This is a genomic window from Nocardia sp. PLKS1-43, from assembly GCF_059510335.1.
This window is the reverse complement of sequence record NZ_JCAJZQ010000005.1, coordinates 245,211-257,987: the sequence shown is the minus strand read 5'-3', so window position 1 is coordinate 257,987 and position 12,777 is coordinate 245,211. Positions and strand designations below refer to the sequence as shown.

General features: G+C 67.6%; 14 protein-coding genes. 7 read left to right on the top strand and 7 right to left on the bottom strand.

Annotation, left to right across the window (positions count from 1 at the left end; all coding sequences use genetic code 11):
- Positions 1–6: 6 nt before the first annotated feature.
- Entirely contained in the window at positions 7–1,089 is a 1,083-nt protein-coding gene (locus AC5WS7_RS20590; RefSeq protein ID WP_495956437.1) for a PhoH family protein, read from the top strand.
- Positions 1,090–1,490: 401 nt separating this feature from the next.
- Here the strand turns inward: AC5WS7_RS20590 and AC5WS7_RS20585 are convergent, their stop codons facing one another.
- Positions 1,491–2,699: a S1 family peptidase gene (locus AC5WS7_RS20585; protein WP_495956171.1), complete on the bottom strand. Its 1,209-nt coding sequence runs from the start codon at positions 2,697–2,699 to the stop codon at positions 1,491–1,493.
- A gap of 144 nt (positions 2,700–2,843) precedes the next feature.
- Here AC5WS7_RS20585 and ybeY point away from each other — a divergent pair, with 144 nt between their 5' ends.
- The 6 genes from ybeY to recO all read left to right on the top strand — a co-directional run bounded on the left by ybeY (position 2,844) and on the right by recO (position 7,523).
- On the top strand, positions 2,844–3,398 hold the full coding sequence (gene ybeY / locus AC5WS7_RS20580) for an rRNA maturation RNase YbeY (RefSeq protein WP_495956170.1): 555 nt from the start codon (positions 2,844–2,846) through the stop codon (positions 3,396–3,398).
- 136 nt (positions 3,399–3,534) lie between these two features.
- On the top strand, positions 3,535–4,839 hold the full coding sequence (locus tag AC5WS7_RS20575) for a hemolysin family protein (RefSeq protein WP_495956169.1): 1,305 nt from the start codon (positions 3,535–3,537) through the stop codon (positions 4,837–4,839).
- The gene (locus tag AC5WS7_RS20570) at positions 4,832–5,197 is read left to right on the top strand and encodes a cytidine deaminase-like protein (RefSeq protein ID WP_495956168.1); all 366 of its coding nucleotides are present in this window, start codon (positions 4,832–4,834) and stop codon (positions 5,195–5,197) included. Before AC5WS7_RS20575 ends, AC5WS7_RS20570 begins: the two co-directional genes overlap by 8 nt.
- Positions 5,194–6,120 (top strand): GTPase Era, encoded by a 927-nt coding sequence (gene era, locus AC5WS7_RS20565; protein ID WP_495956167.1) that lies wholly within the window; start codon positions 5,194–5,196, stop codon positions 6,118–6,120. The genes AC5WS7_RS20570 and era overlap by 4 nt, the downstream gene beginning before the upstream one ends.
- 71 nt (positions 6,121–6,191) lie before the next feature.
- A complete protein-coding gene (locus tag AC5WS7_RS20560; RefSeq protein WP_495956166.1) occupies positions 6,192–6,632 on the top strand; it encodes a hypothetical protein in 441 nt (146 codons plus the stop codon).
- A gap of 114 nt (positions 6,633–6,746) precedes the next feature.
- Positions 6,747–7,523 (top strand): DNA repair protein RecO, encoded by a 777-nt coding sequence (recO, locus tag AC5WS7_RS20555; RefSeq protein WP_495956165.1) that lies wholly within the window; start codon positions 6,747–6,749, stop codon positions 7,521–7,523.
- A gap of 87 nt (positions 7,524–7,610) precedes the next feature.
- Here recO and AC5WS7_RS20550 read toward each other — a convergent pair whose 3' ends face one another.
- The 6 genes from AC5WS7_RS20550 to AC5WS7_RS20525 all read right to left on the bottom strand — a co-directional run bounded on the left by AC5WS7_RS20550 (position 7,611) and on the right by AC5WS7_RS20525 (position 12,767).
- Entirely contained in the window at positions 7,611–8,039 is a 429-nt protein-coding gene (locus AC5WS7_RS20550) for a TA system VapC family ribonuclease toxin (protein ID WP_495956164.1), read from the bottom strand.
- A complete protein-coding gene (locus AC5WS7_RS20545; protein WP_495956163.1) occupies positions 8,036–8,290 on the bottom strand; it encodes a hypothetical protein in 255 nt (84 codons plus the stop codon). The genes AC5WS7_RS20550 and AC5WS7_RS20545 overlap by 4 nt, the downstream gene beginning before the upstream one ends.
- A gap of 28 nt (positions 8,291–8,318) precedes the next feature.
- The gene (locus AC5WS7_RS20540; protein WP_495956162.1) at positions 8,319–9,182 is read right to left on the bottom strand and encodes a carbohydrate ABC transporter permease; all 864 of its coding nucleotides are present in this window, start codon (positions 9,180–9,182) and stop codon (positions 8,319–8,321) included.
- Positions 9,179–10,129, bottom strand: coding sequence for a carbohydrate ABC transporter permease (locus AC5WS7_RS20535; RefSeq protein ID WP_495956161.1), 951 nt, complete (start codon positions 10,127–10,129; stop codon positions 9,179–9,181). Before AC5WS7_RS20535 ends, AC5WS7_RS20540 begins: the two co-directional genes overlap by 4 nt.
- Positions 10,126–11,436 carry an ABC transporter substrate-binding protein gene (locus tag AC5WS7_RS20530; protein WP_495956160.1) on the bottom strand — a complete coding sequence of 437 codons (1,311 nt, stop codon included), beginning with the start codon at positions 11,434–11,436 and terminating at the stop codon, positions 10,126–10,128. The genes AC5WS7_RS20535 and AC5WS7_RS20530 overlap by 4 nt, the downstream gene beginning before the upstream one ends.
- A gap of 101 nt (positions 11,437–11,537) precedes the next feature.
- Complete coding sequence (locus AC5WS7_RS20525; RefSeq protein WP_495956159.1) at positions 11,538–12,767, bottom strand: cytochrome P450 family protein; 1,230 nt, start codon at positions 12,765–12,767, stop codon at positions 11,538–11,540.
- Positions 12,768–12,777: the final 10 nt, after the last annotated feature.

The window sequence follows — 12,777 nt, the reverse complement described above, 5'->3', positions numbered from 1 at the left end:
GGTGAAATAGGCGACCCGACAACTCCCACCGCCGGGGACGGCGGCAACGGTACCGGACCGGCCGCGCGGACCGCGCGCTCCAGTATCGAACTCGCTCCAGAATCCGTCTTCGGCTTTCTCGGTTCGGCCGATGAGAACCTGCGTGAACTCGAACGTCTGCTCGATGCCGACATCCACGTGCGCGGCAATGCCGTGACGCTCACCGGCCGGGCCGCCGACGTCGCCCTGGCCGAGCGCGTGATCGAACAGCTCGTGGCGCTGACGAGCCGCAACCGGGTGGTCACGCCCGAGGCGGTGCGGCATACGTACGCGATGCTCACCGAGGGTTCCTCGGATTCTCCGGCCGAGGTGCTGAGCCTGGACATCCTGTCCCGCCGCGGCAAGACCATCCGCCCCAAGACGCTGAACCAGAAGCGCTACGTCGATGCCATCGACGAGCACACCATCGTCTTCGGCATCGGCCCGGCCGGTACCGGTAAGACGTATCTGGCGGTGGCCAAGGCGGTGCAGGCGCTGCAGAGCAAGCAGGTCAACCGCATCATCCTGACCCGGCCCGCGGTCGAGGCGGGGGAGCGGCTCGGCTTCCTGCCAGGCACGCTGAACGAGAAGATCGACCCGTACCTGCGCCCGCTGTACGACTCGCTGCACGACATGATGGATCCGGAATCCATCCCCAAGCTCATGCAGTCCGGCGTCATCGAGGTGGCGCCGCTGGCGTACATGCGCGGTCGCTCGCTCAACGATTCGTTCATCATCCTGGACGAGGCGCAGAACACCACGCCCGAACAGATGAAGATGTTCCTGACCAGGCTCGGCTTCGGTTCCAAGATCGTCGTCACCGGCGATATCACCCAGGTCGACCTGCCCGGCGGCACCAGATCCGGCCTGCGGGTGGTCAGTGACATCCTCACCGATGTGGACGACATCCACTTCGCCGAGCTCACCTCGAGCGATGTGGTGCGGCACCGCCTGGTCGCCGACATCGTCGACGCCTACGAGCGGTACGAGGCCGACCGCCCGGCGCTGGCGGCGCCGCACTACCCGGGCAACCGTGCCCAGCGCCGCGCCGCGGAGCGCTCGCGGCGCTGAGCAAGGGGACGCCGCAGCCGATCGGGTCCGGCTACGGCGTCCCACCGGCGGACACGTCGTTACCCGCGAAACAGGTTGGGCCCGAATATCTTCCAAGGTGGCCGACGGCCCGAGATCTCCTCGGCCCCGCGAGCCGATGACCTCGCTCGCCGGCGTATCGCCCCTGCGAAGGGACTGGGCGTGAACTCGGACTGTGAACCGGAGAACCGCTGAACTCGTCGGCACTCGCGCCGGCATGTGCCCCGAGTAGCGGCAGGCGGGAGAGACGGACGCAATCTGCCGCCGATGACGACAGCGGTGTCCGCCGATGGTGGGCGCGGCACGGCGTCGATGTGTGATTCAGCTGTGTGCGGCGTCGTTTCGGATGTGCACCGGCTCTGGGATGAGCCGGTCGGCGGTGTTCAGCTCGTGCGCAGGCGCAGGCCGGGGTTCTGGTCCAGGACGTCGGCGACGGACTGGGCGATCATCGCGATCTGCGGGATGCCGGGTAGCACTTGCCCGACCAGCGGGCCCGCCTGTTGGAACGCCCGGGGCCCGATCTGCTGGAGGATGCGGCCCGGACTCGGCGATCCGGGCGGGGCGGGCGGCAGCACACTGGGCCGGTCGGTGGGGAATTGCGAAGGGTCGGAATAGATTCCGCCGTCGCTGATGATGCCGATCGCCAGGGTTCCGGACAGCAGTGCGCCCCCGCTGTCGCCGGGCAGCGATAGAGCGCTGTGCTTGAAGCGGATCGGCGGGCGCTGCGGGTCGGGCTGGTCCACGGCGGTGATCACGCCGCAGGTGAAGCCGGTGGTGGAACCCGATTTGCACACGGGCGCACCGGCAACCGGAATGCCGGCGCCGGTGATCCGGATATCGGGTCCGTCGACCGGTCCGCGAACGAGATTGTTGCGGAACGAGTTTCGCGCCGCCGGGGTGATCCGCACGATCGAGTAGTCCCGGATCCCGTCCACCACCGATTTCTGGAACGAGCCGGTCGCCGGGCCGGTCACGTGGTCGTTGTGCCACGGGAAGGTCTGCTGGTCCGGTGCGAGCGGATGTCCGGCCAGTACGGCCTCGTTGCAGTGCCCCGCGGTGAGCGCCGCGGGCGTGCCGTCCGGCTCGATCGCGTTGAACGCCCAGGAGCATTTGGCCGCCCGATCGTTCGGCGGGGTGCGGCTCAGATAGACATCGCCGCCCGCGATCTGATCGGCGCTCGGGCCGCGCTCCGCCGCCGGACTCGGCTCGTTGGGCTGAATGGCATGGGGTGCAACGGGATTCGCTGAACCGGCGAGATCGTCCGCGAGCTGGAAGCCCGCCTGTCGGGCCGCGGTCCGGACGGCGGCACCCACGGCGGCGATCAACGCCCGGCCCTGCTGATCGAGCCCGATCCCGCGCACCGATCCGGGCGAGCGCCGCTGCTCGGCCGCGGCGAAGACGGCCAGCCGCTGAGCCAGATCCGCGCGCCGCTGATACTCCGCAACGGAAATGCCCAGATCACGGTGCACCGCGGTGGCGAGCGCGCCGGTGTCCGCAGGGGCGGCCGGCGTCGCCGACGCCGCCGGAGCGCACATGATGACGGCGAGAACTGTCGCGACCGCGGCCCGGCCTGCCGTGCGTGTGGTCTTCACCGCCGCGAACTTAGCACCAGCCGCGCGGTTCGGCGGCTCGCCGCGCCAGGTTCGCCGGCGCGCCACACAGGCCGCCCGAGCAGCCGCGCGGTGCGTGGCCGCCCGATCTCACCGAGGTCGTACGAGACGCTTTAAGCTGAGCGCGTGAGTATCGAGATCGCCAACGAGTCGGGAATGGACGTTCCCGAGGAAGATCTGATCAGCGTCGCGCGTTTCGCGATCGGCCGGATGGATGTGCATCCGGCGGCCGAGCTGTCGATGGTGCTGGTCGATCTCAACACCATGGCCGATCTGCACATGCGCTGGATGGATCTGCCGGGCCCGACCGACGTGATGTCCTTCCCGATGGACGAACTCGAACCCGGCGGCCGACCGGACGGCGCCGAGCCGGGCCCGTCCATGCTCGGCGATATCGTGCTGTGCCCCGAATTCGCGGCGGCCCAGGCGACCAAGGCCGGACATTCGCTGGACCACGAACTCGCGCTGCTGACCGTGCACGGCGTCCTGCACCTGCTCGGCTACGACCACGCCGAGCCGGAGGAGGAGAAGGAGATGTTCGGCCTGCAGAACACCCTGCTCGCCGAATGGTACGAGAGCTTGCGTGAGGCGCAGCGCCGCGCCGCCCTCGCCGAACGCGACCGCAAACTCCTCGGTAAAACCGGTTTCGGCGACGCGGGTGATCCGCTGGACCCGGTATGAGCGGTCAGGTCCGCGGCAGCGACGGGCGCGGCAGCCTGGATAACCACGGAGCGACCCGGGACTGCCGCCATCGGGCACAGCGGCGGCAGCGGAGCGTTAAAACGCAGGACCCCGCTCATGCCGCGAAGGGCGCAGCGTGAACGCACTGATCCTGCTGCCGCTGGCCATCGCGCTGGTTCCGGTGGGCGGGGTGTTCGCGGCGCTGGATGCGGCGCTGGCCACCGTGTCGCCCGCCCGGGTGGAGGATCTGGTTCGCGCGGACCGGCCCGGGGCGCGGCGGTTGACCCGGATCATCACCGAACGCCCCCGCTACGTGAACCTGATGGTGCTGTTGCGGCTGGTCTGCGAGATCACCGCGACGGTGCTGCTGGCGGCCGCGCTGATCGACGCGCTGGGCACCGGCTGGGCGCTGCTGGTGACCGCGGTGGTGATGGTGCTGGTCGACTATCTGGTGATCGGCGTGGGCCCGCGCACGCTCGGCCGCCAGCACGCCTACTCGATAACGCTCGCCGCCGCACTGCCGCTGCAGGCGATCGCGGTGCTGCTGGGTCCGCTGAGCCGCCTGCTCATCGCGGTCGGCAACGCGATCACCCCGGGCCGCGGATTTCGCAACGGCCCCTTCGCCTCCGAGGTCGAGCTGCGCGAGGTCGTGGATATGGCGCAGCAGAGCGGCGTGGTCGATTCGGACGAGCGCCGGATGATCCAGTCGGTCTTCGAACTAGGCGATACCTCGGCCCGCGCGGTCATGGTGCCGCGCACCGAGATGGTATGGATCGAGGCGGACAAAACCGCGGCGCAGGCGACCTCGCTGGCGGTGCGCTCGGGGCATTCGCGAATTCCGGTGATCGGCGAGAACGTCGACGACGTCCTCGGCGTCGTCTACCTGAAAGATCTTGTGCCGTACGGTGATCGCAGTCGCAAGGTGCAGGTCCGCGAGGTGATGCGCCCGGCGGTGTTCATACCCGATTCCAAACCGCTGGACGAGTTGCTGGACGAAATGCAGCGTCACCGTAACCACATGGCGCTGCTGGTCGATGAATACGGTGGTATCGCGGGTCTGGTCACCATCGAGGATGTGCTGGAGGAGATCGTCGGGGAGATCGCCGACGAGTACGACACCGACGAGATCGCGCCCGTCGAACAGCTCGGTGACGGCAAATTCCGTGTCTCGGCACGGCTTTCGATCGAGGACCTGGCCGAATTGTTCGATATGGAGATCGACGAGGAGGACGTCGACACCGTCGGCGGTCTGCTCGCGCACGCGCTCGGGCGCGTGCCGCTGCCCGGGTCCAAGGGCGTCATCCACGGCCTGCAACTGCGGGGCGAGGGCGGCGCCGACGCGCGGGGCCGGATGCGGGTGCACACCGTGGTGGCGCGGCGGACCCCGGAGAAGAAGAACGATCGCGAACCCGGACACGAGGATGGAGACAGCAATGAGTGACACTGCGACGCAGGCCGGTGGTTTGGATGCCGAGGACGAGAAGCTGCTGGTGCTCGCCCGCGGCGCGATGGGGCGCACCGGCGGCGGCAGCGGCGCGGCGGTCCGCGACACCGACGGCCGCACCTACGCCGCGGGCGCGGTGGAACTGCGGGCGCTGACGCTGACCGCGCTGCAGGCCGCGGTGGCCGCGGCGATCTCCAGCGGCGCGGAGGGTTTCGAGGCCGCGGTGGTGATCGGGGCGTCGTTCCACGACGCCGGAATCGCGGCGGTGCGCGAACTCTCGTCCTCCGGCAAGATCATCTTCGCCGATCGCAACGGCGCGGTCTACGACACCGTCGGCGCCGAGGCCACGCAGTGAGCAGTGCCGAATTCCGTTCCGGCTTCGTCTGTTTCGTGGGACGGCCGAATACCGGCAAGTCCACGCTCACCAATGCCATGGTGGGACAGAAGATCGCGATCACGTCCTCGCGTCCGCAGACCACCCGGCACACCATTCGCGGCATCGTGCATCGCGAGCACGCGCAGCTGATCCTGGTCGACACCCCGGGGCTGCACCGGCCGCGCACGCTGCTCGGTCAGCGGCTCAACGATCTGGTGCGCGACACCTATTCCGAGGTCGACGTGATCGCGCTGTGTATTCCGGCCGACGAGAAGATCGGTCCCGGCGACCGGTGGATCCTGACCCAGATCCGGCAGATGGCCCCGAAGACGACACTGCTGGGCGTGGTCACCAAGATCGACAAGGTGGGCCGGGACCAGGTCGCCCGGCAACTGGTCGCGGTGTCCGAACTGCTCGGCCCCGACGCCGACGTGGTGCCCGTATCCGCGGCGAAGGGGGAGCAGGTCGAGGTTCTCGTCGACGTGATCGCCGCCAAGATGCCCGAGGGGCCGGCGTTCTATCCGGACGGCGAGCTGACCGACGAGCCCGAGGAGACGCTCATGGCCGAGCTGATCCGCGAGGCCGCGCTCGAGGGCGTTCGCGATGAGCTGCCGCATTCGCTCGCGGTGGTGATCGAGGAGGTGCTGCCTCGGGAAGGCTATGAGGGACAGGACGATTCGTCCCCGGAGATGCTCGACGTGCACGCCCTGCTCTATGTCGAGCGCCCGAGTCAGAAGGCGATCGTCATCGGCCGGGGCGGCGCGCGGCTGAAGGAGGTCGGCACCAACGCCCGCAAGCAGATCGAGCACATTCTCGGCACCCGCATCTATCTGCATCTGCACGTGAAGGTGGCCAAGGACTGGCAGCGCGACCCGAAACAGCTCGGCAAGCTCGGTTTCTGAGTCCGGTGGTCACAGTGTGATCTCGGTCGGACACCGTTCGCGCAGGTGGCGCAAATGGGTCCATGCACGCGATGCCGGACGCACCTACCATCGGCGGGGTGAAGTGGATGTCCCGGGCGTTCGGTTCGAAAGAGCTGCCGCCCCAACTGCGTTCGGATATGGAATGGGAGGGGATCGTGGTATTCGGTCCCGTGGACGGATCGGTGGCACGGCGCAGTTATCGGACTCCGTTGCATTACGCCTCCTCGAGCTGGGAGAACATCGGGCAGGGGACCATCGCGATGAGCCGGCGGCGGTTCGTCGTGTGGGGCAACCGGGTGGCGCTAGTCGACGTCCCGCTGGGGCATCCTGCGGTATCGATGGAACTGCAAGGATCCGAACGCATGTTGATCGAGGCGGACGATCGCGAGATCGATCGCACCCGCCGCGGCTGGACCACTCTGCTGCTGCGCACGATTCACGCCCCGCGCATCGCGCAGGTCTACGGCGAGAGCGTGTACCGGCCCGCCTGAATCCGCCCGCCGGGACCAGCGGGTCCGGCCGGATGACGACCGGGCGGAATACCCCATGCGGCGGGATGTGTGTGGCTCGGTGTGCGCGTCAGCGTGGCGTGGGAGGATGGGGCCGTGCAGTTGTATCGGGACCAGGCGATCGTGGTTCGCCAGCACAAGCTGGGCGAGGCCGATCGCATCGTCACGCTGCTCACGCGTCAGCACGGGCTGGTGCGGGCGGTGGCGAAGGGGGTTCGTCGCACCCGGTCCAAATTCGGGGCTCGGCTCGAGCCGTTCGCCTACGTCGACGTGCAGCTATACCCCGGACGCAACCTCGACACCGTCACCCAGGTGCACACCGTGGAGGCGTTCGCCTCCGATATCGTCGCCGACTACGGCCGCTACACCGCCGCCTGCGCGGTCCTCGAGACCGCCGAACGTCTGGCCGGTGAGGAGCGCGCACCCGCACCGCGACTGCACACCCTGACCGCGGGCGCGTTGCGCGCGATCGCCGCCGCGCAGCGGCCGCAGGACCTGATCTTGGACGCATTCCTGTTGCGCGCCATGGGTTTCGCGGGCTGGGCACCGGCTTTGGACGAATGCGCCCGCTGCGCCACCCCGGGGCCGCACCGAGCCTTCCACGTCGCCGCGGGCGGCGCTGTCTGCGTGCACTGCCGCCCGCCCGGTTCGGCCACCCCGTCGGTGGGGGTCCTGGAGTTGATGAGTGCGCTGTATCGAGGCGAATGGTCCGGCATCGACGCGGTCCCCGAGTCCATCCGCCGCCAGTCCAGCGGCCTCACCGCCGCCCACCTGCAATGGCACCTCGAGCGCCAGCTCCGCACGCTGCCCCTGATCGAACGCACCCGCCCGCACGACGCCCCCGCCGAATCGCCGGCCTCCCGAGCGGGCTGATCCGGTTCCACCGATCCCGACCCCCCATCCGTTCCCTCAACGGCCGATACCCCCGTGGCACTCGGCCGGCTACGGTAACCAAACGATCTACAACGCGATGGTTACGACCTTCACCGACGGATACCGGGCCGCGAATTTCCTGTCCAATGTGGCTATTTCGGCTCCACTGGTCTGGGCGAACGCGGCCAGATAGTCGTCGGTCCACAGCTTGTGGCTGGTCTCGTTGCGTGCCGAGAGCGCCCGAAAGACCGCCTCGAAGTCGGTGGGTTCCTCGGCCCACAACACGCGTTCGTCCGCGAGCAGTTGGTCGATGATGCGCCATGCCGAACTACGCGTCAGGACATCATCACCCATGACCGCTGGATTGGAGAGCAGACGCAGCAGTCCGGTCTGGGTGACCCGGCACATCAGCAGACTTCCGGACTCGCGCTCGAACCACCGAACCGCCGACTCGTTGTGGACGTGTCCGCGCCACGTCGCGGCAAGCCACGCGCCTACATCGATCAGTGTCGTCACGCGTACTTCTCTGCATCTTCGTCGGCGAAGATCTCAGCGATGTCCTCGTTGGTGAGGTTGGTCTTCGCGCCGGAACGGTCGCTGCCGACCAGCGGAAATTCAACCCGGCCCCGCTTCTGCGCCGACACCTGGGTGCCGAGTTCATGCGCTAACGCCTTGGTGAACAGCTCCTTGAGGTTCATGTGACGTTCAGCAGCCGCGATTTTGGCAGCACGCATCAGCTCTTCGGGTAAGTCAATCGTGGTGCGCATAAAAACATATTATCACCTTGCCTGCGTGTCAGCGGCCCGCGAGGCCCGAGGTGGCGATACCGCGGACGAAGGCCTTCTGCGCGAAGGCGTAGATCACGATCATCGGCAGCAGCATCAGGATCGAGGCGGCCATCAGGACCGGCCAGTGCGCGGTGTACTGGCCCTGCATCCAGACCAGGCCGAGGTTCAGGGTGGAGATGCTGGTGCGCTGGATCATCACCAGCGGCCACAGGAAGTCGTTCCAGACCGTCACCCAGGTCAGCACCGCGAGCACCATCACCGCCGGGCGCGCGTGCGGCAGCAGGACCCGCCAGTAGGTCTGCCAGATCGAGCAGCCGTCCAGGATCGCGGCCTCCTCGAGTTCGGTCGGCAGGGTCAGGAAGAACTGCCGCATCAGGAAGGTGCCGAACGCGCTGCCGAACAGGCCCGGCACGATCATCGCCCACGGTGTGTCCACCCAGCCGAAGGTGCGCATCAGGATGAACTGCGGGATCACCGTGACGGTGAGCGGCACCATCAGCGTGGCCAGATAGGCGAGGAACAGGGTGTCACGGCCCTTGAACGGCAGCCGCGCGAAGGCGTATCCGGCCAGCGAGCAGAAGAACACCTGCCCGGCGGTCACGCACCCGGCGTAGATCACGGTGTTCAGGAACATCCGGCCGAACGGCACGTATTCGAACACGGTGCGGTAATTGGACCACTGCGGATGCGGCGGAATCAGCGAATTGGTCAGCTGCCCTTGCTTTTTCAGCGAGCCGGACAGCGCCCACAGGATCGGGAACAACGCACACCACGCCATCACCACCAGCACGACGTACGCCAGCAGCCCGCGCATGCTGCGGCGGGCGATGATCCGCTGATATCCGGGGGACAGCGGAGCGGGTCCGGTCATCGGGATTCCTCGTCCTTTCGTCCCATCCGCAGCTGTAGATAGGTCAGTACCAGCAGGATCGCGAACAGCACCCAGGCCAGCGCCGACGCGTAGCCGAGGTCGTCGAATTGGAAGGCGTTCTGGAACAACATGATTCCGAAGACATAGGTGCCCGATTCGGGGCCGCCCGCACCGCCGGTCAGCACATAGGCCTGGTCGAAGGCCTGAAACGAATTGATGATGGAGATCACGAAGACGAATCCCAGCGCGGGCCGGATCAGCGGAACGGTGATCGAGACGAACCGCCGGAATCCGCCCGCGCCATCGATGCGCGCGGCCTCGTGCAGATTCTCCGGCACCCCCTGCATCGCGGCCAGCAGCACCGCCGCCGCGAACGGCACGCTCTTCCACACGCTGACCACACACAGCGAGGCCAGTGCCCAGTGCGGGTCGACCAGCCACGGGACCGCCCCGATGCCGAACCAGTGCAACACGCTGTTGAGCACGCCGGTGTCGGGGTCGAACATGTAGTTCCACACCACCGCCATCGCGGCGACCGAGGAGATCAACGGCAGGAACATGATGCTGCGGAAGATGCCGATTCCCCGGACCTTCGCGTTCAGCGCCGCGGCGACGGCGAGGCTGATCACGATCGTCGGCAGTACCGTCGCGATCGTGAAGATCACGGTGTTGACCAGCGCCGTGTAGAACATCGGATCGCCGGTGAACAGCCGCCGGTAGTTCGATACGCCGACGAATCGCGGGGCGTGGAACAGATCCCAGTGCTGGAAGCTCAGGTACAGCGAGAACAACAGCGGTATCAGCATGAAGATCAGCACCGCGAGCAGATTCGGCACGATGAACCGCTGCCCGGCCCTGGCCTTCTTGCGGGTCAGGGCCGACCGCGGCCGCGATGTGCGGGGCGATCGCGGCCGCGACGTCCCGGCCTGCTCCTGGACCGCCGTCATACCGTTCCCCCGAGCAGGTCGTTGATATGCCTGGTCACCTCGCCCCTGAAGTAGGTAGCCGGGGCCGCGCCGCGCAGCACCCGGTCCGACGCGCGATGGAACGCGTCGTCGACTCGTGACCAATTCGGCGTGACCGGAATGGGATTCGCGTTCGCGGGACCGCCGGTGAGCACCTCGAGATTGCGAATCCTGCTGTGCGCCTTCGCGAAAGCCTCCGAATGCAGCGCTGATTTCAGCGCCGGCACGAACAGGCCGGACTCGGCCACCGCCTGTTGTCCCACCGGGCCGGTCGCGAATTTCACGAATTCCCAGGCCAATTCCTTGCGCGGGCTGGCGGCGGAGATGCCCAGGCCCGTGCTGCCGATATCGGATTTCGCGCCGTGGCCGCGCGGGCCGGCCGGCAGCACGGTGATGTCGAAATCCAGATCGGGCTCGGCGAGCATGGCGTTGTACTGCCAGTGTCCGGTCAGCACCATCGCGGCCTTGCCCTGGGAGAACAGCTGGATCGAGGGCAGTGCGTCGGCATCGGTCGAGCGCGGCGCGACCCGGTGACGTACCGCGAGATCGGCGTAGAACTGGAAACCCTCGATGAACTCCTCGCCGTCGATCGCGGTACGTTGCGGATCGGTGGGCGGGACGAACCACTCACCGCCGTTGTTCATTCCGAAGATCGACGCCGAATACCGCGGCACCGGCCAGGCGTCGGCGAACCCCCACTGGGTGGTCCGGCCCGAGGAGTCGCGTTTGGTCAGCGCCTGGGCCGCGGCCAGGAACTCGTCGAAGGTCCAGGCGTCCTCCCAGCGGCCCGGCGGCGGTCGCACGCCCGCCTCCTCGAACAGTTTCTTGTTGTAGTACAGGAAGATTCCCGCCCACTGCTCGGGCAGGACGTACTGCCCGCCGCGATAGCGGAACAACTCGTGGACCGCGGGTTCGCCGTCCTCGCGGATCCGGGCCGCGTAGTCCGGGTCGGCGTTCAGGAAGGTGTCCAGGTTCTCCAGGATGCCCAGTTCGACGAAGTGCGAATAGGATTCCCACTGCATCACCACGTCCGGGCATTTGCCACCGGCGGCGTAGGTGAGAATCTGCTGGGTCGGATCGGGCCCGGACATCTGCACCTGGATCTTGATCTCCGGGTGCAGCCTGGTGAATGCCTCGATGATCCGCATCCGCACCTTGGCCTCATCGGGTGCGGCCTGGAAGAAGAAGGTCAGCGCGTCGGAACTCGATCCGCAGCCCGCCAGGCTCGGTGCGGCCAGGGCCGCACCCGCCAAGGCGCCACTACGGAGCAGGTCACGCCGGTTGAGCATCGTTGCCCTCCCGAATCAGACTGGGACGAACCGAGGCTCACGGTAACCGATCCTGCTCGCCACGAGGGTGAGATTCGAGGCGATAGTGGAGATTCGCCGTGCTAGCCGGCAGGCCGCAGGATTACCGGCAATTCCACGTGCCCGTTGGAGATGAAGCTGCCGAGCTTCGCCAATGTGCTTGGCTCCGTGGCGAATTGCATCTCCGGGAATTGCTCGAACAGCGCGGGCAGGGCGATCGTGGCCTCCATCCGGGCCAGCGGCGCGCCGATGCAGTGGTGTGCGCCGTGACCGAAGGCCAGATGCTGATCCTTGGTGGCGCGCAACGGATCGAACTCGTCGGCGGTGTCGCCGTGCACCTTCGGATCGCGGTTGGCCGCGGCATACGAGGCGAGGATGGCCTCGCCCTCGGCAATCGAGATGCCGCCGATCTCGATGTCCTGCACCGCGTATCGCAGCGGCAGATGGGCCACCGGCGCCTCGAAACGCAGCATCTCCTCCACGACGTCGGCCCAGGAGATACGTTCGGCCAGTACGTCCGCGCGCAGTTGCGGCCGGGTCAGCAGCGCGTGGATCGACTGGTCGATCAGGTTCAGCGTCGTCTCGTGCCCCGCGTTGACGACCAGCATCAACGTGTCCACGAGTTCCTTGTCGGTCAGCCGGGACCCGTCCTCCTGCTGGGCGCCGATCAGCACGGAGGTGATGTCGTCACCGGGATGCTCGTGCCGGTAGGCGACGAGTTCGCCGACGAGCCGGGCCATTTCGACATAGTTGGCCATCGACTCCTCGGGGGTGAGCGATCCGTCGAAGAATCCGTCGACGCACTTGTGGATGTCGGCGTCCAGATGTTCGGGCACGCCCAGCAATTGGCTGATGACCCGGATCGGGACCGGGTACGCGTACGCGGCGCGCAGGTCCACGGTCTCGCCGGGCGGGGTGGCGGCCAGGGTGTCCAGCAGATCGCGGACGGTCTGCTCGATGCGCGGACGCATCGCCTGGGTGCGGCGATTGGTGAACGCGGGGGAGACCAGCGTGCGCAGCCGCCGGTGCTCGGGCCCGTACGCGGTGAACATGTTCTCCGCGATCACCCACGGCAGCAGCGGCCACGACTCGGTGATCTCGCCGTTGATGAACGCAGACCAGTGCTGCCGGGGGTCTTTGGACACCCGGGAATCGGCCAGCAGGGTGCGCAGCAACGCCGCATCGGTCACCGACCACGCCGGCACGCCGCCGGGCAACTCGACCAGGGTCACCGGACCGCGCGCGCGGATCCGGGCGGATTCGCCTTGGATGTCGACGCCACTGGTATCCAGGACGATCGGTTCGTGCACCATCGACGGGCTC